At 75.4% G+C, this 22,805-nt stretch carries 3 protein-coding genes; all 3 read right to left on the bottom strand.

What is annotated here, in order from left to right; genetic code table 11:
* Positions 1-29: 29 nt before the first annotated feature.
* The 3 genes from ACGFZQ_RS14630 to ACGFZQ_RS14620 are packed head-to-tail and all read right to left on the bottom strand — an operon-like array spanning position 30 to position 22,797.
* On the bottom strand, positions 30-1,526 hold the full coding sequence (locus ACGFZQ_RS14630; RefSeq protein ID WP_393840654.1) for an FAD-dependent oxidoreductase: 1,497 nt from the start codon (positions 1,524-1,526) through the stop codon (positions 30-32).
* The gene (locus tag ACGFZQ_RS14625; RefSeq protein ID WP_393840783.1) at positions 1,523-6,907 is read right to left on the bottom strand and encodes a type I polyketide synthase; all 5,385 of its coding nucleotides are present in this window, start codon (positions 6,905-6,907) and stop codon (positions 1,523-1,525) included. The genes ACGFZQ_RS14630 and ACGFZQ_RS14625 overlap by 4 nt, the downstream gene beginning before the upstream one ends.
* Complete coding sequence (locus ACGFZQ_RS14620; RefSeq protein ID WP_393840653.1) at positions 6,907-22,797, bottom strand: type I polyketide synthase; 15,891 nt, start codon at positions 22,795-22,797, stop codon at positions 6,907-6,909. Before ACGFZQ_RS14620 ends, ACGFZQ_RS14625 begins: the two co-directional genes overlap by 1 nt.
* Between the last annotated feature and the right edge of the window lie 8 nt (positions 22,798-22,805).

Raw genomic sequence — 22,805 nt, 5'->3', positions numbered from 1 at the left:
GGGTGCTCGACTCGTGGGGTGCTCGGCCGTCAGCGGGCGGGCTCGGCCGGGGACGACAGGGTGGGGACCAGTGCTGCGAGCTTCGCGGCGGCGCCGGGGAACCGGTCGGCGGGGCCGGCGGCGGCCACATAGCCGTCCGGGCGCAGCAGCACGTACTTCTCGGCGGGGCCGTCCAGTGGGAAGTGTGCGACCAGTTCGGACAGTCGGTCGGCCAACTCCGCCGCCTCGGTGGCCAGTCGGGTGTCCTTGCCGCCGTAGGTGATCAGCTGGAACCGGCCGGCCAGTTCGTCGGCCGGCTTGGGGATCCACCCGGGGTCCCGGGTGCCGGGGCGCGGCCGGGCGCGTTCCGTGCCGCCGAACAGCACGTCCGGGTAGTGGCTGCGCCAGCCGGCCAGCATCGGGGCGTAGCCGCGGGCCAGTACGCCGGTGGCGTCGAGCAACCGCCAGGTGAGGTTGCGGATCTGACGGGCCAGCGGGCCGACCACGGCCTGCCGGGCCATCCGGCCGGTGGCCTGGAGGGTCTGCTCGATCGCGGCCCGGCGCTCGGGGTCGTAGGTGTCCAGGATCGACTCGTGGAGTCGGCCGTGCACCACGCCGGCGAGTTTCCAGGCCAGGTTGCGGGTGTCGGGGATGCCGAGGTTGAGGCCCTGGCCGCCGATCGGGCTGTGCACGTGGGCGGCGTCGCCGACGAGGAAGCAACGGCCGGAGCGGAGCGCGCCGGCCACCCGCTCGTCGCTGGCGAACAGGGTCACGGTGCGCACCTCGGTGAAGCGGAGCCCGCCGGGCCCGCGTTCGTCCAGCAGTGCCTGGGCCTGCTCGGCGGTGGCCTCGGTGCCGTCCGGGACCGCGCCGGAGATGCGGAACTCGCCGCCGGGCAGCGGGGCGATCAGCGCGACCCCGGTGTCGGCGAGGAAGTAGTGGATCTCCTCGGTGCTGATCCCGGCGGTGCCGTGCTCGCCGGCGATACGTCCCTCCGCGAGCAGGAAGGTGGCCGGGAACCGGGCCCCGGAGAAGTCGATGCCCAGCTGGGCGCGGACCTGGCTGTGCAGCCCGTCGGCGCCCACCACCCAGTCGGCCTCGATCTCGGTGGTGGTGCCGTCGGCGCGGCTCGCGGTGACGGTGACCGTGTGCGCGTCCGGGGCGACCTTGGTGACCCGGGTGCCCCACTCGACGTCGACGCCCCGGTCGGCCAGGGCCTCCGCGAGCAGCCGGCCGGTGTGCTCCTGAGGCAGCACCAGGGGAGCGTTGGCCTCGCTGAGCGGCACGCGCACGCTGCCGCCGGAGCCCAGGTGATAGTGGAGCGCGGCGGGCTGGACGCTGTCGCGGGCGGCCCGCTCGGCGAGCCCCAGTTCGCCGAGCACCTCCCGTACCGGCGGCCAGAGCAGGATCGCCCGGGAGCCGGTGTGCGGATGGTCGGCCGCGTCGACCACGGTGACCGGCACGCCGAGCCGGCTGAGCTGAGCGGCCATGGCCAGGCCGCACGGGCCCGCGCCGACGACCAGAACGGTGGTGCGTCGTTGTGTCACTGTTTCTCCAACCACTCGTGCACCGCCTGGGCAGTACGGTCGGCGTGCTCTTCGAGGACGGTGAAGTGGTCGCCGGCCAGCTCCACCACGTCGTGCGGGTACGCCCAGGAGGCGGGCGGGCGGTCGAACCCGGTGAGCGGCTCGGTGGCGCGGGCCACCAGGACCGGCGTGCCGGAGTCGGCGGGTTCCCAGTCGGTGAGCAGCCGGAGATAGCCGCCCATGGCGGTGAGCCGGGCGTCGGTGACCGCGCCGCTGTCGGCCAGCCGGGCGAGCATCTGCTCGAACAGGGCGGCGCCTTCGGTGGGGAGTTCGGGGCCGAAGACGAAGGTGTCGACGAGGACCAGCCCGGCGGCGGCCCGACCCCGCGCGGCCAGTTCGGCGGCGACGCCGTCGGCCAGCAGGCCTCCCGAGGAGTAGCCGACCAGCACCACCGGCCGCTCCCCCGCCGCCGCCTCCACCTGCCGGGTGGCGGCCGCGATGGCGGCGGGCCGGTCGGCGGGCAGCCGTTCGCCGTCGAGGTAACCGGGCAGGGCGAGTGCCGACACCGCGCGCCGGCCACGCAGTCCGGCGGCGAACCGGGCGTACTGGTGCGGGCCGGAGGTGGCCAGCACGGTGGGCAGGCAGACCAGGAGCGGGCCGTCGTCGTGGGCGGTCAGCTCCACCGGTCCGGGCAGCGGACCGGCCTCGTCGGCGGAGCCGAAGGTGGTGCGCAGCTTGGCGGCGGCGCCGAGCAGTTCGACGAACTCGCCGGTCTTCCCGGCGTCGGCCGCCGCACGCCACAGGCCCGTGAACACCCCGGTCTCGGGGGTGGCGGCCGGGTCCGGGCCGAGTTCGCCCCGCAGGTGCCGGGCGAGCGCCTCGGGGGTGTCGTGCTCGAACAGGGTGGCCGCGGTCAGCCGTAACCCGGTGGCCGCCGACAGCCGGTTGCGCAGTTCCAGGGTGGTCAGCGAGTCAAAGCCATGTTCGAGGAAGCGGCGGGCCGGGTCGATCGCGGAGCCGTCGGCGAAGCCCAGGACGGCGGCGGCCTGCCCGGCGATCGCGGCCAGCAGCGCGCCGTACCGCTCGGCGGCGGGCAGGGCGGCCAGCCGGCCGGCGTCCGGGGTGTCCGGGCCGGTGGGCTCGCGGCGGCCGCGGTCGGGGGTGAACTCGGCGATGAGCGGCCGCGGTCCGGTGACGGTGTACGCGGCGCGGAACCGCGGCCAGTCCACGTCGGCGAGCAGCAGCCGGGTGTCCCCGGCGGTGAGCGCGGCGCCGAGGGCGGCCAGGGCGCGGTGCTCGTCGAGGACCGCGATGCCCCGGCCGGCCAGCCGTTCCCGGCGGGTGGCCGCCACCCCGGTGGTGTCGGCCGGGTCGTCCCAGGGCGCCCAGGCCACCGACAGGGCGGGCAGCCCGGCGGCGGCGCGGTGTTCGGCCAGCGCGTCCAGTGCGGCGGCGGCCGCGGCGTAGCCGGCCTGGCCGACACCGCCGAAGGTGCCGGACACGGAGGAGAACAGCACGAACGCGGTGAGCGGGGTGTCGCGGGTGAGGTCGTGCAGATGCCATGCGGCGGTGACCCCGGGGTTGGGCGCGGCACCGCCGTCGAGGGCGGTCAGCGGCGCCTCGGTCAGCGGTACGGCGGTGTGCAGCACGGCGGTGACCGGCTGCCCGGCGAGCAGCTCGGCGACCTTCTCACGGTCCGTCAGATCGCATGCCACGGTGTGTACTTCGGCGCCCAGGTCGCGCAGTTCGGTGACGAGGTCCGCGGTCACGGTGGTGTCGGGGTCGGCGGTCAGCAGCAGTGCGGGGGCACCCGCGGCGGCCAGCCAGCGGGCCGTGGCCGCGCCGACGGCGGTGTCCGCGCCCGTGACCAGGGTGGTGCCGGTGGGCCGCCAGACGGCGCCCGCCGGGGCGGTGAGCGGGCTGCGGACCAGGCGACGGGCGAACAACCCGGCGGGGCGGACGGCCAGTTGTTCCTCGCCGGTCCGCCCGGACAGCGCCGCGCACCAGCGGGTCAGCGCCCGTTCGTCGGCCCCGGCGGGCAGGTCGACGATGCCGCCGGTGAGGGCCGGGTGTTCCAGGGACACGGTGGGGGCCAGGCCCCACAGCCCGGCCCGGCCCGGGTCGCCGTCCGGCTCGGCGTCCAGGGCCACCGCTTGCGTGGTGGTGAACCACAGCGGGGCGGCCACGCCCGCCTCGACGAGGGCGCGGACCAGGGTCACGGCGGCCGGCCAGGCCAACAGGGCGAGCACACCGGCGGGTTGCGCGCCGGCCAACGCGGTGCGCAGGGCTTCCGGGTCCGGCGGGCCGGCGGTGACCTCGACCCGGATCACCCGGGCGCCGTGCCGGGCCAGGACGTCGGCTTCCGGACCGGTGTGCCCCGGGGGTACGGCGACCAGCCAGTCCCCGGACAGCCGGGCGCTCGCCGGGTCGGGCACCGGCCGCCAGTCCAGGGTGTGACGCCAGGAGTCGACGACCGACTGCTCCCGCCGCTGCCGCCGCCACGCCGACAGCGCGGGCAGTACGGCGGCCAGCGGTGCCGTGTCCAGTTCCAGGGCGTCGCTGAGGCCGGCCAGGTCGGCGTTCTCGACCGCCTCCCAGAAGCCGGACTCCATCGGATCGGAGGTCGCCGTGATGGCGGTGGGGTCGGGCTCCGGCCAGTAGCGCTGCCGCTGGAAGGGGTAGGTGGGCAGGTCCACCCAGGCGGTGTCCCGGCCGGCCAGGGCGGCGCCCAGGTCGACCGGGGCGCCGCGGGTGTACGCGTCGGCCGCCGAGCGCAGGAAGCGGTCCAGGCCGCCCTGGTCGCGGCGCAGCGAACCGACCGCGGCGGCCTCGGCCCCGGCGTCCTCGGCGATCTCCTGCACGGCGGTGACCAGCACCGGGTGCGGGCTGACCTCGACGAAGTACCGGAACCCGGCGGCCAGCAGGGTGCGCACGGCCGGGTCGAAGGCCACCGGCCGACGGGCGTTGTCGAACCAGTACTCCGCACCGAGGGCGGCGGTGTCGGTCAAGGCGCCGGTGACGGTGGAGCAGAACGGCACCTCGGTGGCGGCGGGCCGTACGTCCGCGAACATGTCCACGATGCGGTCGTGCAGCGGGTCCACCTGGTCGCAGTGCGAGGCGACGGTGGAGGCGACCAGCCGGGCGCGCAGCCCGTCGGCGGTGGCCTCGGCGACGAACCGATCGAGGCCGGCCGACTCGCCGACCACGGTGACCGCGTTCGGGCCGTTGACCCCGCCGATGTGCAGCGCGTCGCCCTGGGCGGCCAGCCGGGCGCGGACCTGCTCCTCGGGCGCGGCCACCGACACCACCGCGCCGTTGCCGCGCAGTTCGTCGGCGAACAGCTGGCTGCGCAGCACCACGATCTTCAGCGCGTCGTGCAGGGACAGGGCTCCGGCCGTGTAGGCGGCGGCGATCTCGCCCTGGCTGCTGCCGACCACCGCGGCCGGGGTGAGGCCGTAGGAGCGCCACAGTTCGGCCAGTGACACCATCACCGCGAACAGCACCGGTTGCAGGATCTCGATGCGCTCCATGTCGGGCGCGCCGGGCGCCCCGCGCAGCACGTCGGTGAGGGACCAGTCCACGAAGGCGCGGGCCGCGGTGTCGCACTCGGCGAGGTGTGCGGCGAACACCGGGGCGGAGTCGAGGAGTTCGGCGGCCATGCCGGCCCACTGGGAGCCCTGGCCGGGGAACACGAACACCACCCGGTCGTCCGGTGCGGCGGTGGCGCTGACCAGGGTGTCGTGCGGCCGGCCCGCGGCCAGGGCGGTCAGGCCCTCGGCGGCGGTGTCCGGACCTGCGGCGACGACCACGGCGCGGTGTTCGAGGGCGGCGCGGGAGTGCAGCAGGGCCGCGGCGAGGTCGGGCAGCGGGATACCACTCCCTACCAGGGGCAATAGGCGCTCGGCCTGGGCGCGCAGGGCCTCGCGGGAGCGGGCGGAGACGACCAGGGGCACCGGCCCGGGCCTGCCGGTCGCGTCGGCCGCCACGGCCGTTCCCGGCTCCGGCGCCTCGAAGTCGTCGGCCTGTTCCAGCAGTACGTGTGCGTTGGTGCCGCTGATGCCGAACGCGGAGACGCCGGCCCGGCGCGGGCGGCCGGTCTCCGGCCAGGGCTGCTCCTCGGTGAGCAGCGCCACCGCGCCGGAGGCGAAGTCCGCCTCGGAGGTGGGCGCGTCCACGTGCAGGGTGCGCGGCAGCCGGTCGCCGCGCAGCGCCATCACCGTCTTCATGATGCCGCCGACCCCGGCCGCCGCGCCGGCGTGGCCCAGGTTGGACTTGAGCGAGCCCAGCCACAGCGGCCGGTCGACGGGCCGGTTGCGGCCGTAGGTGGCGAGCAGCGCGTTGGCCTCGATGGGGTCGCCCAGCGCGGTCCCGGTGCCGTGTGCCTCGACGGCGTCGATGTCGGCGGCGGCCAGGCCCGCGTCGGCGAGCGCGGCGCGGATGACCCGTTCCTGGGAGGGCCCGTTGGGCGCGGTCAGGCCGTTGGAGGCGCCGTCCTGGTTGACGGCCGAGCCGCGCACCACGGCGAGGACGCGGTGGCCGTTGCGGCGCGCGTCGGAGAGCCGCTCCACCACCAGGATCCCGGCGCCCTCGGCCCAGGCGGTGCCGTCGGCGGCCTCGGCGAACGCCTTGGCGCGGCCGTCCGGGGCCAGCCCGCGCTGCCGGGACAGTTCCACGAACCCGGCCGGGGTGGACAGCACCGACGCGCCGCCGGCCAGCGCCAGCGAGCACTCGCCGCGGGCCAGCGACTGGCGGGCCAGGTGCAGGGCGACCAGCGAGGCCGAGCAGGCGGTGTCCACGGACAGCGCGGGCCCCTCCAGGCCGAGGGTGTACGACAGCCGTCCGGAGAGCACGCTGACCGCGTTGCCGGTGAGCAGGTAGCCCTCCAGGTCCTCGGCGGCCTGCGCGGCGAGCATCCCGTAGTCCTGGGCGCCGCTGCCGACGAACACTCCGGTCCGGCTGCCGCGCAGCGACAGCGGGTCGATGCCGGCCCGTTCCAGTGCCTCCCAGGAGGTCTCCAGGAGCAGCCGCTGCTGCGGGTCCATGGCGAGGGCCTCGCGGGGCGAGATACCGAAGAACGTGGCGTCGAAGTCGGCCACGTCGTAAAGGAACCCGCCCTCCTTGACGTAGGTGGTGCCGGGCCGGTCGGGGTCGGGGTCGAAGAGGCGGTCCAGGGGCCAGCCCCGGTTGGTGGGGAAGGCCGACATCACGTCCCGTCCTTCGGCCACCACCTCCCACAGGTCCTCGGGCGAGGCGATGCCGCCGGGGAAGCGGCAGGCCATGCCGACGACGGCCACCGGCTCGGTGTCGCGCTGCTCGTAGTCCCGCAACCGCTGCCGGGTCTCGTGCAGGTCGACGGTGACCTTGCGCAGGTAGTCGCGGAGACGGTCGACATCACTCATGATCAGCTCAACTCCGAGTCGATGAACCGGAAGATCTCTTCGTCGCTGGCGGCCCCGAGCTGTTCGGTGACCGACTCGCGGCCGCCGTCGGCGCGCGGGGTCAGCCGGCCGACCAGTCCTTGCAGCCGGGTCAGTGCCCGCCGCCGGTCGTCCTCGCCGGACACCTCGGCCAGCACTCCGGCCAGCCGGTCGAGTTCCTCGTCCAGCGAGCCGACGGCGGTCGCGGCCGGCACCACCAGCTGCCGGCGCAGGTGGTCGGCGAGTCCGGCGGGGGTCGGATGGTCGAACACGGCGCCGGCCGACAGTCGTACGCCGGTGGCCGCGCCGAGCCGGTTGCGCAGGTTGACCGCGGCCAGCGAGTCGAAGCCGAGGTCGGTGAACGGTCGTCCGGTGGGCAGGGATTCCGGGTCGCCGTGCCCGAGGACGACGGCGACCTCCCGTCGTACCAGCTCGACGAGTTCGCGCTGCTGGTCGGCCTCGGGCAGTGCGCCGAGCCGGTCGGCGAGCCGGGACTCGGCGGCGTCCGGTTCGCCGGTCACGGCGGTGAGCGCGTCCCGTACCTCGGGCAGGTCGCCCAGCAGCGGGCTGGGCCGGACAGCGGTGAACGCGGGTGCGAAGCCGGCCCAGTCCACGTCGGCGACGGTCACGGTGGTGTCGGCGTGCCGCACCGCCTCGGCCAGCGCGGCGAGCGCCTCCTGCGGGGGCAGCGCCAGCACGCCCCGGCGGCGCAGTTCCTCCCGGCGCCGGGCCTCGGTGCCGGCGTCGTCCGCGCCGAACCCGGCGCCCTCCCAGGGGCCCCAGGCGACGGCGGTGGCGGGCAGCCCGCGGGCCTGCCGGTGCTGAGCCAGCGCGTCGAGGTAGGCGTTGGCCGCGGCGAACGCGCCCTGTTCGCTGCCGCCCCAGGTGGCCGCGACGGAGGAGAAGAGCACGAACGCGTCCAGCTCTCCGGTGAGCCGGTGCAGGTTGGCCGCGCCGCGCACCTTGGCGTCGAGGGTGGCGGCGACCTCGGCTAGGTCGGTGCCGGCCAGCGGGCCGGAGCGCAGGGTGCCCGCGGTGTGTACCACGGCGGTCAGCGGTGTGTCCGTGGGGACGGCGGCGAGCAGTTCGGCGAGCGCGGTCCCGTCGGCCGGGTCGCAGGTGCTGACGGTGACCGGGACGCCGAGGTCGTCCGGTGCGGTGGCGGCCGGGTCCTCGGTGGTGAGGACCAGCGCCTGTGCACCGCCCGCGGCCAGCCAGCGGGCCACCGGCAGCCCCATCGGGCCGAGGCCGTCGGTGACCAGTACGGTACCGGTGGGCTGCCACGGCCGGGCCGGGGTGCGCCCGCCCAGCGGGGCGTGCGCGAGGCGCGGCACCAGCAGCCCGGTGTCGCGTACGGCGGCCTGGTCCTCGGTGCCGGCCAGCAGCGCGGCGAGCCGGTCGAGTCCCCGGCCCGGGTCCTCGGGCAGGTCGACGATGCCGCCGAACAGTTTCGGCTGCTCCAGCGCGAGGGTGCGGCCCAGGCCCCAGAGCATGGCCTGCTCGGGGTGGCGCAGCCGGTCGGCCGGGGTGGCGGCGACCGCGCCGGAAGTGACCAGCCACAGCGCGGTACCGGTGTCGGCCAGGGCGCGCAGCAGGTCGAGGGTGGCGGCCAGTCCGGCGGGTACGGCGGGGTGGTCCGGGTGCGGGCCCTCGGTCAGGCCGAGCAGCGAGACCACCCCGGTCGCCGTGCCGGCCTCGGCCGCGACGGTGTCCGGGTCGGCCACGCGGGCGTCGGCCCCGGCGCGTGCGAGCGCGGCGGCGCAGTCCTCGGCCAGGGCCGGGTCGTCCGGGCCGACCACCAGCCAGGTGCCGCTCAGCACCGCGTCGGTGGCCTCGACGGGCCGCCAGCCCACGGTGTAGCGCCGGCTGTCGGTGGTGGCGGTCGTCTCCTGGGCGGTGCGCCAGGCGGCCAGTGCGGGCAGGATCTCGGCGAGCGGTTCGGCCGGCATGCCGAGCAGGTCGGCCAGTGCCTTGGGGTCGGCCGTGTCCACGGCCGCCCAGAACGTGCCGTCCGCCGCGTCGGTGCCGGTGTGCTCCGGGGCGGCCAGCCAGTAGCGCTGCCGCTGGAAGGCGTAGGTGGGCAGGTCCGGTGCGGCGGGCCGGGTGCCGTCGAAGGCGGCGGTCAGCCGTACCGGGAGCCCGGCGACCTGCGCCTCGGCGACGGAGAGCAGGAACCGTTCGAGGCCGCCCTCGTCGCGGCGCAGCGAGCCCACGACGGTCACCTCGTCCAGCGTCTGGTCGATGCCGGGCGTCAGCACGGGGTGCGGGCTGACCTCGACGAAGCCGCGGTGGCCCTGCTCGGCCAAGGCGCGTACGACTGCTTCGAAATGAACGGTCTGACGGAGGTTGCGGTACCAGTACCCCGCGTCCAACGTGGCGGTATCGGCCCAGTCGGCGGTGACCGTGGAGAACATCGGCACGTCCGCCGCCCGCGGCCGCACCTCCGCGAGCGCCTCGACCAGTCGCGTCTGGATCCGTTCGACCTGCGGGGAGTGGGAGGCGTAGTCCACCGCGATACGACGGGCGCGGATGCCCCGCGTCTCGCAGTCGGCCAGCAGCCGGTCCAGGGCCGCCGGGTCGCCGGAGACCACCGTCGAGGCGGAGCCGTTGACCGCGGCGACCGTCACACCCGGGGGCAGCAGGGCGGTCACCTCGTCGGCGGGCAGGGTCACGGAGGCCATCCCGCCGTGTCCGGCCAGTTGCCCCGCGATCAGCCCGCTCCGCACGCAGACCACCAGCGCGGCGTCCCGCAGGGACAGCGCCCCCGCCACACACGCGGCGGCGATCTCCCCCTGCGAATGCCCCACCACCGCGTCCGGCTCCACCCCGAACGACCGCCACAACGCGGCAAGCGACACCATCACCGCGAACGACACCGGCTGTACGACGTCCACGCGCTCCAGGGACGGCTGTCCGGCCTCCCCCCGCAGCACACCGAGCAGCGACCAGTCCACGAACTCACCGAGCGCCGAGGCGCATGCGGCCATCCGCTCCGCGAACACCGGCGCGGAGTCCAGCAGTTCCACCGCCATCCCCGTCCACTGCGCCCCCTGCCCCGGGAACACGAACACCGTGCGGCCGGTGGCCCCGGCGGTTCCGGTGGCGATGTGCGGTGCGGTGTCCCCGGCGGCCAGTGCGGTCAGTGCGGTGAGGAGTTCCTCGTGGTCGGCCGCCACCACCACGGCGCGGTGGGTCAGCGCGGTACGCCCCGTGGTCAGCCCGGCGGCCAACTCGGTGATTGCGGGCGCCGGTTCGGCGGCCAGCCAGGTGCGCAGCCGGCCGGCCTGGGCACGCAGTGCGGCCTCGGTGTTGCCGGACAGCGGCACCGGCACCACCCGCCGGGGCGCCGGCTGCGGGGCCGGAACCTCCGGGCCCTGTTCGATGATCACGTGGGCGTTGGTGCCGCTGATCCCGAACGAGGACACCGCCGCCCGCCGCGGCCCCTCGCGCTCCGGCCACGGCCGTGCCTCGGTGAGCAGCCGTACCGCACCGGCCGACCAGTCCACGTGCGAGGTCGGTTCGCCGATGTGCAGGGTGCGCGGCAGCACCCCGTGGTGCATCGCCTGTACGACCTTGATCACACCGGCGACCCCGGCGGCGGCCTGGGTGTGCCCGATGTTCGACTTCACCGACCCGAGCCACAGGGGCTGTTCGCGATCGGCGCCGTAGGTCTCCAGCAGCGCCTGGGCCTCGATCGGGTCGCCCAGGGCGGTGCCGGTGCCGTGCGCCTCCACCAGGTCGACGTCCGTGGGGGACAGTCGGGCGGCGGCGAGCGCGGTGCGGATGACCCGTTCCTGGGAGGGGCCGTTGGGGGCGGTGAGCCCGTTGGAGGCGCCGTCCTGGTTGACGGCCGAGCCGCGCAGCACGCCGAGGACGCGGTGGCCGTTGCGGCGCGCGTCGGAGAGCCGCTCCACCACCAGCAGGCCGACGCCCTCGGACCAGACGGTGCCGTCCGCGTCGGCGGAGAACGCCTTCACCCGGCCGTCGGCGGCCAGTCCGCGCTGCCGGGAGAACTCGATGAAGGTGCCGGGGGTGGACATCACGGTGGCGCCGCCGGCCAGCGCCAGCGAGCACTCCCCCGCGCGCAGCGCCTGCGCCGCGAGGTGGAGCGTGACCAGGGAGGAGGAGCAGGCGGTGTCCACGGTGACCGCGGGGCCCTGGAGGCCGAAGGTGTAGGCGACCCGGCCGGAGGCGACGCTGCCCGCGGTGCCGGCGCCGAGGTAGCCCTCGACGTCCTGCGGGGTGCTGGGGAGCCGGGTGGCGTAGTCGTGGTACATGACGCCGACGAACACGCCGGTGTCGGTGTCCCGCAGGGACATCGGGTCGATGCCGGTGCGTTCCAGTGCCTCCCAGGAGGTCTCCAGGAGCAGCCGCTGCTGGGGGTCCATGGCGAGGGCCTCGCGCGGTGAGATCCCGAACAGGCCCGCGTCGAACTCGGCCGCGTCGTGCAGGAATCCGCCCTTGGTGAGATAGGTGCGCCCGGCGCGGTCGGGGTCGGGGTCGTAGAGCTGTTCGGTGTGCCAGCCGCGGTCGGCGGGGAACGGCGAGATGCCGTCGCCGTCCGCGGTCACCAGTCGCCACAGGTCCTCCGGGGAGCGCACTCCGCCGGGGTAGCGGCAGGCCATGCCGATGATGGCGATCGGCTCGTCGGCCGGTCCGGAGCGGCGGGCTGCGGTGGGCGCCGGGGCGGCGGCCGCGGTGAGCCTGCGCAGCAGGTAGTCGGCGGTGGCCGCGATGCTCGGGTGGTCGAAGGCCAGGGTGGCGGGCAGCGCGAGGCCGGTGCCGGCGGCCAGCCGGTTGCGCAGTTCCACCGAGGTCAGCGAGTCGAAGCCGAGGTCGGTGAAGGCGCGCCGGTCGCCCAGGCCGGCCGCGTTGCCGTGGCCCAGGGTGGCGGCGACCGCGGTGCGTACGGTGTCGTGCACCAGTCGGCCGCGGGCGGCCTCGTCGAGTCCGGCGAACGCCGCCTGGAGCGCGCCGGTGCCGCCGGCGCGGCGGACCGGGACGCGGACCAGGCCGCGCAGCACCGGGGCCGGCGGGACGGTGCGGGCCTGTTCGCGGAGCGCGGCCAGGTCCAGCCGGACCGGGACGGCCAGGGCGCTCTCGCCGGATACGGCGGCGTCGAACAGCCGCATGCCCTCGGCCGGTTCGAGCGGCACCACACCGAGGCGTTCGATGCGCTGCCGGGCGGCGCCGTCCGCCGTGTCGCCCATGCCCCCGGCCCACAGGCCCCAGGCCAGTGACACGGCGCGCAGGCCGGCCGCGCGGCGGCGGGCGGCGAGGCCGTCCAGGACCGCGTTGGCGGCGGCGTAGTTGCTCTGTCCGGGACTGCCCAGGATCCCGGCGGCCGACGAGAACAGCACGAACGCGGCCAGGTCCAGGCCGCGGGTCAGCTCGTCCAGGTGCAGCGCTGCGGCCGCCTTGGGCCGCAGCACCCGGTCGATGCGCTCGGGGGTCTGCGCGGCGAGCATCCCGTCGTCCAGCACACCTGCGGCGTGCACCACCGCGGTCAGCGGGTGCGATTCGGGGATGTCGGCCAGCAGCGCGGCCAGCGCGTCCCGGTCGGCGACGTCGCAGGCCACCACCCGGGCGGTGGCGCCGAGTTCGGCGAGAGAGGCGGCCAGTTCGGCGGCGCCCGGGGCGTCGAGGCCACGGCGGCCGGTGAGCAGCAGGTGCCGTACGCCGTGCTCGGCCGCGAGGTGCCGGGCCAGTTCCGAGCCGAGGGCGCCGGTACCGCCGGTGATCAGTACCGTGCCCTCCGGGTGCCATACGGCGGGCTCACCGGCGTCGGCGCGGACCAGCCGGGGTACGCGCACCACGCCGTCCCGGACGGCCAGTTGGGGCTCGCCGGTGGCTATGCCGACGGGGTCGGGCAGGCTGCCGTCGCTGTCGAGGAGCACGATCCGGCCCGGGTTCTCCGACTGGGCGGAGCGGGTCAGGCCCCAGACGGCTGCGGCGCCCAGGTCGGTGCCGTCGACGGCTCCGGTGGTGCGCAGGGCGAGCGTGGTGCCGGCGAAGCGTTCCTCGGCCAGGAACGTGCGCAGCAGGGCCAGGACTCGGTGGGTGGCGGTGGCGATGCCGGCCGGGTCGTTCGTGGTGGCGGGCAGCGTGGCGAGCAACCACTCTCCGGGGTCGGTCACCGCGGTGAGGTCGAGGTCGGCGCCGAGCTCGATGGCATCGGGGGACTCGGTGTCGGTGGGCGCGGGGTCCTCCGCGGCGGGGCGCACCGGCGTCCAGTCGACCCTGTGCAGTGCCTCGGTCCCGGAGTCCGGGGCGCTCAGTCCGGCGGGTATCGGGCGCAGCGCGAGGCTGTCCACGGTGAGGACCGGGGCGCCGTAGCCGTCGTACGCGGCGATGGCGAAGCCGCCGTCGGCCGGGGTCAGCCGGACCCGCAGCGAGTCGGCGCCGGGCTGCCGGACGGTCACGCCGGTCCAGGCGAACGGCAGGGCGGCCGTGGTCGCCTCCGGGTCGGTGGCCAGGGCGTGCAACGCGGCGTCCAGCAGCGCCGGGTGGACCCCGAAGCCCGCGGGCCCGGCCGGTTCGGGCAGGGCGACCTCGGCGTACAGCTCCGCGCCGTGCCGCCAGACCCGGCGCAGGCCCTGGAACACCGGTCCATAGGCGAGGCCGCGGTCGGCCAGCAGCTCGTACAGGGCGCCCGGCTCTCCCCACTCGGACCCGGCCTGGGGCCACTCGCCCAACGGCGGCGCGCTGTCGTCCGCCGGTTCGACGGTGCCGGTGGCGTGCCGGGTCCAGGGCTCGTCGGCGGTGCCCGCCTCGGCCCGGGAGTACAGGGTCACCGTCCGGCGGCCCTGGTCGTCGGGGGTGCCGAGCACCAGCTGGAGTACGGCGCTGCCGCGCTCGGGCAGGACCAGGGGTGCGTCCAGGGTGAGTTCGGCGATCCGCCCGCAGCCGACCTCGTCCCCTGCGCGGGCGACGAGGTCGACGTACGCGGTGCCGGGCAGCACGATCCGGCCGGCCACCACATGGTCGGCCAGCCAGGGCTGGGCTGTGGTGGACAGTCGCCCGGTGAACAGCACCCCGGCGCCGTCCGCGAGCGTGACGGCCGCGCCGAGCAGCGGGTGTCCGATCGTGCCGAGACCGGCGGCGCCGGCGTCGGCGGCCGTTTCGCCGGTCATCCAGAACCGGCGGTGCTGGAACGGGTAGGTGGGCAGCGGAACCGGCACCGGCGCGCGGTCTTCGGTGACCGCGGCCCAGTCGGCGGAGACGCCGTGCACATGCAGCCGGGTCAGCGCGTCCAGCAGGGCCGGGATCTCGTCCCGGCCGTCGCGCAGGGTGGGCAGCACGACCGTTCCGGCGGCGGCGGGTTCGGTCGCGGACCCGCCGTCGGGTTCGGTCGCGGTCAGGCAGTCGCGGGCCATCGCGGTCAGTGCGGCGGCCGGGCCGATCTCGACGAACGCGGTGGCCCCGGCCTCGGCCAGGGCGCGTACCGCGGGCAGGAACCGCACGCTGTCCCGGACGTTGGCCACCCAGTGCTCCGGGTCGGCGATCTCCCGCTCGGACAACGGCGCCCCGGTCACCGTGGACACGACCGGCAGGCGTGGCGCGCTGAACGGGATGCCGGTGACGATCTCCCGGTACTCGTCGAGGATGCCGTCCACGTGCGGCGAGTGCGGGGCCATGCTGACCCGCAACTGCCGGGTACGGCGGCCTCGTCCGCGCCAGTGCGCGCCGATCTCGGCGACCGCGTCGGCGTCGCCGGACACCACCACCGCACTCGGGCCGTTGACGGCGGCCAGCCGTACCTGCCCGGCGTACTCGGCCAGCGTCGGGGCGAGTTCGGCCTCGGTGGCCTGGACGGCGACCATCGCGCCGCCCGCCGTGGCCGCCGCCATCAGCCTGCCGCGGGCGGTGACCAGCGTGGCGGCGTCGCGGAGGGTGAGCGCCCCGGCGATGTGCGCGGCGACGATCTCGCCGACGGAGTGCCCGGCCACCAGGTCGGGGCGCAGCCCCCAGCTCTCGGTGAGCCGGACCAGCGCGACCTCCACGGCGAACAGCGCGGCCTGCGTGAAGTCGGTGCGGTCGAGCAGGTCGGCCTCGGCGCTGCCCTCGGCGGCGTACAGCACCTCGCGCAGCGGCCGGGGCAGGTGCCGGTCGAGTTCGGCGCACACCGCGTCGAACGCCTCGGCGTAGGCGGGGAACCCGGCGGCCAGTTCGCGGCCGGCCCCGAGGCGCTGGGAGCCCTGGCCGGGGAACAGGAAGGCCAGTTTCCCGGCGTCGGAGGCGAAGCCGGTGACCACGTCGGCGTCGGGGGTGCCGTCGGCGAGGGCGGCCAGCCCGGTGTGGGGCCCCCTGGCATGCGGACCGGTCAGCACCGCCGCCCGGTGCGGGTGCGCGGCACGAGTGGTCAGCAACGAATGTGCCAGCGCGGCCGGTTCGAGGTCCGGGTGGTCGCCGAGGTGGGTCAGCAGCCGGGCGGCCTGGGCGCGCAGGGCCGTCTCGGTGCGGGCGGAGAGCACGACCGGCAGCGGCAGGGGTGTCCGGGCGGGCGACCGCGGGGATGCCTCGACCGGGGCCTGCTCGATGACGATGTGTGCGTTGGTGCCGCTGACGCCGAACGAGGACACCGCGGCGCGGCGGGCCCGGCCGGTCTCCGGCCAGGGCCGTGCCTCGGTGAGCAGGGACACCGCGCCGGAGGCCCAGTCCACGTGCGGGCTGGGTGCGTCGACGTGCAGGGTGCGGGGCAGCAGCCCTTCCCGCAGGGCAAGGACCATCTTGATGATCCCGGCGACACCGGAGGCGGCCTGGGTGTGCCCGATGTTGGACTTGACCGACCCGAGCCACAGCGGCTCGCCGTCCCGGCCCTGGCCGTAGGTGGCCAGCAGGGCCTGGGCCTCGATGGGGTCGCCCAGGGTGGTGCCGGTGCCGTGCGCCTCCACCGCGTCGACGTCCCCGGGGGACAGTCCGGCCGTGGCCAGCGCGGTGCGGATCACCCGCTGCTGGGACGGGCCGTTGGGTGCGGTGAGCCCGTTGGACGCGCCGTCGGAGTTGACCGCGGAGCCGCGCACCACGGCCAGCACCGGGTGCCCGGCCGCACGGGCGTCGGAGAGCCGCTCCACGAGCAGCATCCCGGCGCCCTCCGACCAGGAGGTGCCGTCGGCGTCGGCCGAGAACGACTTGCAGCGCCCGTCGGCGGCCAGGCCGCGCTGCCGGGAGAACTCCACGAACAGCCCAGGGGTGGCCATCACGGTGGCGCCGCCGGCCAGCGCCAGGTCGCACTCGCCGCGGCGCAGTGCCTGGGCGGCCAGGTGCAGTGCCACCAACGAGGACGAGCAGGCGGTGTCCACGGTCAGGGTGGGGCCTTCCAGGCCGAACGCATAGGCGAGCCGGCCGGAGGCGACGCTGGCCGCGCTGCCGGTGAGCCGGTAGCCCTCCACGCCCTCGGCCGCGTGGTGCAGCATCGGGCCGTAGTCCTGGCGCATCACGCCGACGAACACCCCGGTCCGGCTGCCGCGCACCGTGGCCGGGTCGATCCCGGCGTGTTCGAAGGTCTCCCAGGAGGTCTCCAGGAGCAGCCGCTGCTGCGGGTCGGTGGCGAGCGCCTCGCGCGGATTGATGCCGAAGAAGTCGGCGTCGAAGTCGGCGGCGGCGCGCAGGAACCCACCGTGCCGGGTGTAGGAGGTGCCCGGCCGGTCCGGGTCGGCGTCGAACAGCGAGTCCAGGTCCCAGCCGCGGTCGGCCGGGAACTCGGTGATGCCGTCACCGCCGTCGAGCAGGAACCGCCACAGCTGTTCCGGGGAGCGGATCTCCGACGGGAACCGGCAGGCCATGCCGACGATCGCGATGGGCTCGTCGGTGCGCATGCCGACACCGGCCGTGGTGGGCGCGGCCGTGTCCTCGGGCGCGTCCTGGCGCAGGTGTCCGGCGACCGCGGCGGGGGTCGGGTAGTCGAACACGAGGGTGGCGGGCAGGGCGGTGCCGGTGGCCGCGGTGAGCCGGTTGCGCAGTTCCACCGCGGACAGCGAGTCCACGCCGAGCGCGCGAAACTCCGCCCGCGGGTCGACGGCGTCGGCGTCGGCATGGCCGAGGACGGCGGCCGTCTCGGCACGCACCAGCGTCAGCAGTTCCTCAGCGGTGAGCCGGGCCGGACTGGTGACCGTACCGGTCCCGGCCGCCGCGACGGTACGACGTCGCGGGCCGCGCATCAGGCCGCGTAGCAGCGGTGGCAGCAGCACCGGGTCGGCGGTGTGCAACCGGACCTTGGCCGGCAGCAGCACCGGTTCGTCGACGGCCAGCGCCGTGTCGAACAGCGCCAGCCCCTCCTCGGCGGACAGCGCCTGCACTCCGGCGCGAGCCATCCGGGCCAGGTCGGCGGCCGAGAGTTCGCCGGTGATGCCGCTGGGCGGGGCCCAGAGCCCCCAGGCCAGCGACTGGGCGGGCAGCCCGGCGGCGCGCCGCCGGCCGGCCAGTGCGTCCAGGCAGGCGTTGGCGGCGGCGTAATTGGCCTGGCCTGGGCCACCGAGGGTGCCGGTGGCCGAGGAGAACAGCACGAACGCGGCCAGGTCCAAGCCGCGGGTCAGTTCGTCCAGGTGCCGTGCGGCGGCCACCTTGGGCCGCAGCGTCGCGGCCAGCCGCTCCGGAGTGAGCGCGGTGAACAACCCGTCGTCGGAGACCCCGGCCGCGTGCACCACCGCGGTCAGCTGATGTTCGGCGGGTACATCGGCCAACAAAGCGGCCAGTGCGTCCCGTTCACCGGCATCGCAGGCCACCACGCGCACCTCGGCGCCGAGTTCGGTGAGCTCGGCCTCCAGCTCCGGGGCGCTGCCACGGCGGCTGGTCAGCAGCAGGTGCCGTACACCGTGCTCGCGCACCAGGTGCCGGGCGACCAGCCCGCCGAGAGTGCCGGTGCCACCGGTGATCAGGACAGTGCCCCGGGGGTCGAGCCGACGGGGCAGGGTGAGCACCAGCTTGCCGGTGTGCCGGGCCTGGCTGAGGTACCGGAACGCGTCCACGGCCCGGGAGACCGGCCACACGGACGGCGGCGGTACGGTCAGCGCGCCCGCGGCGAACAGCTCCAGCACCGCGACCAGCAGCCGCTGCATCTCCTGCGGCGGTAGCTGCATCAGGTCGTACGGCAGGTAGTCGATGTCCGGGAAGTCGGCCGGGTCGCGCAGGTCGGTCTTGCCCATCTCCAGGAACCGGCCGCCGGGGCGCAGCAGTCCCGCCGAGGCGTCCACGAACTCGCCGGACAGCGAGTTCAGTACGACGTCCATCGGACCGAACTTCGCGGCGAAGCCGGTGTCCCGTGAGGAGGCGATGTGCGCGTCGTCCAGGCCGAGGTCGCGCAGCACCTGCCACTTGCCCTCGCTCGCGGTGCCGTAGACATCGGCGCCGAGGTGCCGGGCCAGCTGTACGGCGGCCGTGCCGACGCCGCCGGCCGCGGAGTGGATCAGCACCTTCTCGCCGGCCCGCAGTCCGGCGAGTTCGACCAGGCCGAGCCGGGCGGTGAGGTGTGCGATCGGCATGGCGGCGGCCTGCTCGAACGTCCAGCCGTCCGGAATCGGTGCCACGGCCGCCCGCTCGGCCACCGCGACCGGGGCGAACGCGTCCCCGAAGAGGCCGGTGATCCGAGTGCCGGGAGCGAGGTCGGTGACGTCGTCGGCGACCTCGGTGACCACGCCGGCGCCCTCGCCGCCGAGGGCCACCTCACCGGGGTACATGCCCAGAGCGATCAGCACGTCACGGAAGTTCAGCCCGGCGGCCCGCACCGCGATGCGCACCTGGCCCGGCCGCAGCGGGGCCGCCGCGGCCGGGGCCGGCACCAGCTCGAGGTTGTCCAGGGTGCCCGGGCGGGTGACGGCCAGCCGCCAGTGCGGTTCCACGGGCGGCACCAGCTCGGGCCTGACCAGCCGGGGCGCGCGCAACAGACCGCCGCGCAAGGCCAGTTGAGGCTGCCCGATGGCCGGCACGGAGGACAGCGCGCGGCGGGACTCGGCGGTGTCGTCGAGGTCGGCCAGCACGATCCGTCCGGGCTGTTCGGCCTGCGCGGCACGCAACAGCCCCCAGACCGCCGCCCCTCCCGGGTCGGCCGGGGGGTCGGTGGGTTCGCCGGCGACCGCGCCGGTGGTGACCACGAGCAGCCGTGCGGGCGCCGCGCTGTCGGCCAGCCAGTCCTGCGCCTGCCGCAGCACGGTGGCGGTGACCGCTTCGGCGGGCTGCCCCACCGGAACGGCCAGCACGGTGATGTCGGCGGCACCGTCACCCGCGAGGTCGGCCCCGCCGGCCCGCAGGTCGGCGGCCAGGGAATCGGGCGGCGCACCCAGCACCGCCCACCGGTCGGCGGCCGGTTCGGCGGGGGCCGGGACGGTCTCCCAGTCCAGCCGGAACAGCGAGTCCCGGGGCATCCGGCCCGTCGTCCCCTGTCCGGTGGCGGCCCGCAGAGTCAGCGATTCGACGGAGGCGACCGGGGCACCGGTGCCGTCGAACAGGCCGAGTGCGAAGGCACCCTCGCCGGTGGGGGCAAGCCGCACCCGCACGGCGGCTGCTCCGGCGGCGTGCAGCCGGACGCCGGCCCAGGAGAACGGCAGCCGCGCGGTACCGGTGTCGTCGGTGAGCGCGAGCGCGTGCAGGGCTGCGTCCAGCAGGGCGGGGTGCAGCCCGAACCCGCCTGCCCTGTCCCGGAGTTCATCGGGCAGTTCGATGTCGGCGAAGATCTCGTCACCGCGTCGCCAGGCCGCGCGCAGCCCCTGGAACGCCGGGCCGTAGCCGAGGCCGCGAGCGGCGAGATCGGCGTAGGCGGCGTCCACGGCCACCGGGGTGGCGTCCGTCGGCGGCCAGACCTCCTCGGCGGTGACGGGTTCGGGCGGGCCGACGGCGAGGGTGCCGGTGGCGTGCAGCGTCCACGGCTCGTCCTCGGACGCGTCCTCGGCCAGAGAGTAGATCTCCACGGCACGATGGCCTGCGTCCTGGGCCTCGCGGACGGCCAGTTGCAGCCGGACCGCACCCGTGTCGGTCAGGACCAGCGGCGCCCGCAGCACGAGTTCCTCGACCCGGTCGCAACCGACACGGTCGGCGGCCTGCACCGCCAGCTCCACGAACGCCGCGCCGGGCAGCACGATCGCCCCGGACACCCGGTGGTCGGCCAGCCAGGGCTGGGACACCACCGAGAGCCGGCCGGTGAGCAGATACGCGTCCGATCCGGCCAGCGCGGTGGCCGCACCGAGCAGCGGATTGCCGGCCGGGAGCAGTCCCGAGGCGGCGAGGTTGCCGCCGGGGGCCGACTCCAGCCAGTAGCGGCGGCGTTGGAAGGCGTAGGTGGGCAGGTCGACGGGGGCCGCGGCGGGCAGATACGACGCCCAGTCGACGACGCCGCCATGCGGATGGAACCGGGCCAACCCGGCCGCCACCGACCGGACTTCGGGCTGATCGCGCCGCAGCAACGGGATGAAGGCCGCCGTCGCGTCCTGCGCCAGACAGTCCGGTCCTACGGCGGTCAGCGCGGCGTCCGGACCGACCTCCACGAACCTCGTCACACCCTGACCGTGCAGGTGGGCAACCGCATCCGCGAACCGCACGGTGTCCCGGACATTACGCACCCAGTAATCGGCATCCACGGGAGCGGCGCAGACATCCACCGTGGACACGAAGGGGATGCTCGGAGCGGCGAAGGTGACCCCGGCGATCGCCGCCCGGAACCGCTCCAGCACCGGGTCCATCAACGGCGAATGGAACGCGTGACTCACCCGCAGCCGGGTATTCCGCCAACCCCGTACCCGCGCCTGCGCCGCTACAGCCTCCACCGCCGACTCGGCACCGGACACGACGACCGAGCGGGCGCCATTGACCGCCGCGACACCCACCTCGCCGGACAGGACCTCCGCGACCTCCGCCTCACTGGCGTTGACCGCGAGCATCGCCCCACCCGACGGCAACTCCTGCATCAGCCCGGCACGCGCACACACCACAGTGACCGCGTCATCCAGCGACAACACCCCGGCCACGTGCGCGGCCGCCACCTCACCCACCGAATGCCCGACCACGAAGTCCGGGACCACTCCGAAGGACTCGATGAGCCGGAACAGCGAGACCTCGACCGCGAAAAGACCGCACTGCGCGAACAACGTCTCATCCAACCGACCACCGCCATCGAGAATCACCTCCCGCACCGGCCGCCCCAACACCGACTCCAACCGCGCACAGACGTCCTCGAAGGAAGCCGCGAACACCGGGTACCGCTCGGCCAGTTCCCGCCCCATACCCGACCACTGCGACCCCTGACCCGAGAACAAGAACCCGGTGCCACCTCCGTGCCCGGCAACGCCGGTGACCGACCCGTCCGCCAGCTCCTCAAGCCCGGCGAGCAGTTCGTCCCGGTCCGCGGCCACCACCGCACCGCGATGCTCCAAAGCCGCCCGGGACAGCGCCGCCGCACGCGCCACCTCCGCAACGCCGACGCCCGGCTCGGCAAGCACGTACTCACGCAACCGCGCCGCCTGACCCCGCAACGCCTCACCGCTACGTCCGGACACCAACACCGGCACCGGCACCACCGGTTCACCGACAGGTACCGGCTCAACAACCGGCGCCTGCTCGATGATCACGTGCGCGTTGGTCCCGCTCACCCCGAACGCCGACACCGCGGCACGACGGACCTCCGTCTCCGGCCAGGGCCGTGATTCGGCGAGGAGTTCCAGCGGGCCGCCGGCCCAGTCGACGTGCGGGGTCGGTTCGTCGACGTGCAGGGTGCGGGGCAGCACCCCGTGGCGTATCGCCTCGACCACCTTGATCACGCCGGCGACGCCTGCGGCGGCCTGGGTGTGCCCGATGTTCGACTTCACCGATCCCAGCCACAACGGCCGGTCGCGATCGGCGCCGTAGACGCCGTGCAGGGCCTGTGCCTCCACCGGGTCGCCCAGCGAGGTGCCGGTGCCGTGTGCCTCCACCGCGTCGATGTCCCCGGGGGACAGTGCCGCGTTGGTCAGCGCCTCGACGATGACCCGGCGCTGTGCCTGGCCGTTGGGGGCGGTGAGCCCGTTGGAGGCGCCGTCCTGGTTGACGGCGGAGCCGCGGATGACGGCGAGGACAGGGTGGTTGTTGCGCTGCGCGTCGGAGAGCCGCTCCAGCAGCAGCATGCCGACGCCCTCGGACCAGCCGGTGCCGTCGGCGTCGGCGGAGAACGCCTTGCACCGGCCGTCACCGGCCAGTCCGCCGAGCCGGTCGAACTCCACGTAGGTGCCGGGGGTGGACATGATGGTCACACCGCCGGCCAGGGCCAGCGTCGTCTCCCCGGAGCGCAGCGACTGCACCGCCAGGTGCAGGGTGACCAGGGACGAGGAGCAGGCGGTGTCCACGGTGACCGCGGGGCCTTCGAAACCGAAGGTGTAGGCGACCCGGCCGGTGGCGATGCTGGCGGCGTTGCCGTTGCCGATGAAACCTTCCAGTTCCTCGGGCACGCTGTCCATCAGCGTCGCGTAGTCGTGGTACATGACGCCGGCGAAGACGCCGGTGCGGCTGCCGCGTGCGGTGAGCGGGTCGATCCCGGCGCGTTCGAACGCCTCCCAGGAGGTCTCGAGGAGCAGCCGTTGCTGCGGGTCCATGGCCAGCGCCTCGCGCGGCGAGATGCCGAAGAACCCGGGGTCGAAGTCACCGGCGTCGGCGACGAACCCGCCGAGCCCGACCGGCAGTCCGGTCAGGTCCCAGCCGCGGTCGGCGGGGAACCCGGAGATCCCGTCCCGGCCCGCGGCCAGCATCTCCCACAGCTGCTCGGGCGTGCCGACGCCACCGGGGTAGCGGCAGGCCATGCCGACGATCGCGATGGGCTCGCGCCGGGCCTGTTCGATCTCGGCGAGCCTGCGCTGCGCACTCTGCGCCTCGCTCAGCGCACGCCGGAGATAGTCCCGGAGCTTGTCCTCGTTAGCCACGCGGTTCC

The sequence above is a fragment of the Streptomyces sp. NPDC048254 genome, assembly GCF_043201895.1.
In the GTDB taxonomy this organism is placed as follows: domain Bacteria; phylum Actinomycetota; class Actinomycetes; order Streptomycetales; family Streptomycetaceae; genus Streptomyces.
The sequence above is the reverse complement of the archived record's forward strand: the minus strand, read 5'-3'. Positions and strand labels throughout refer to the sequence as shown.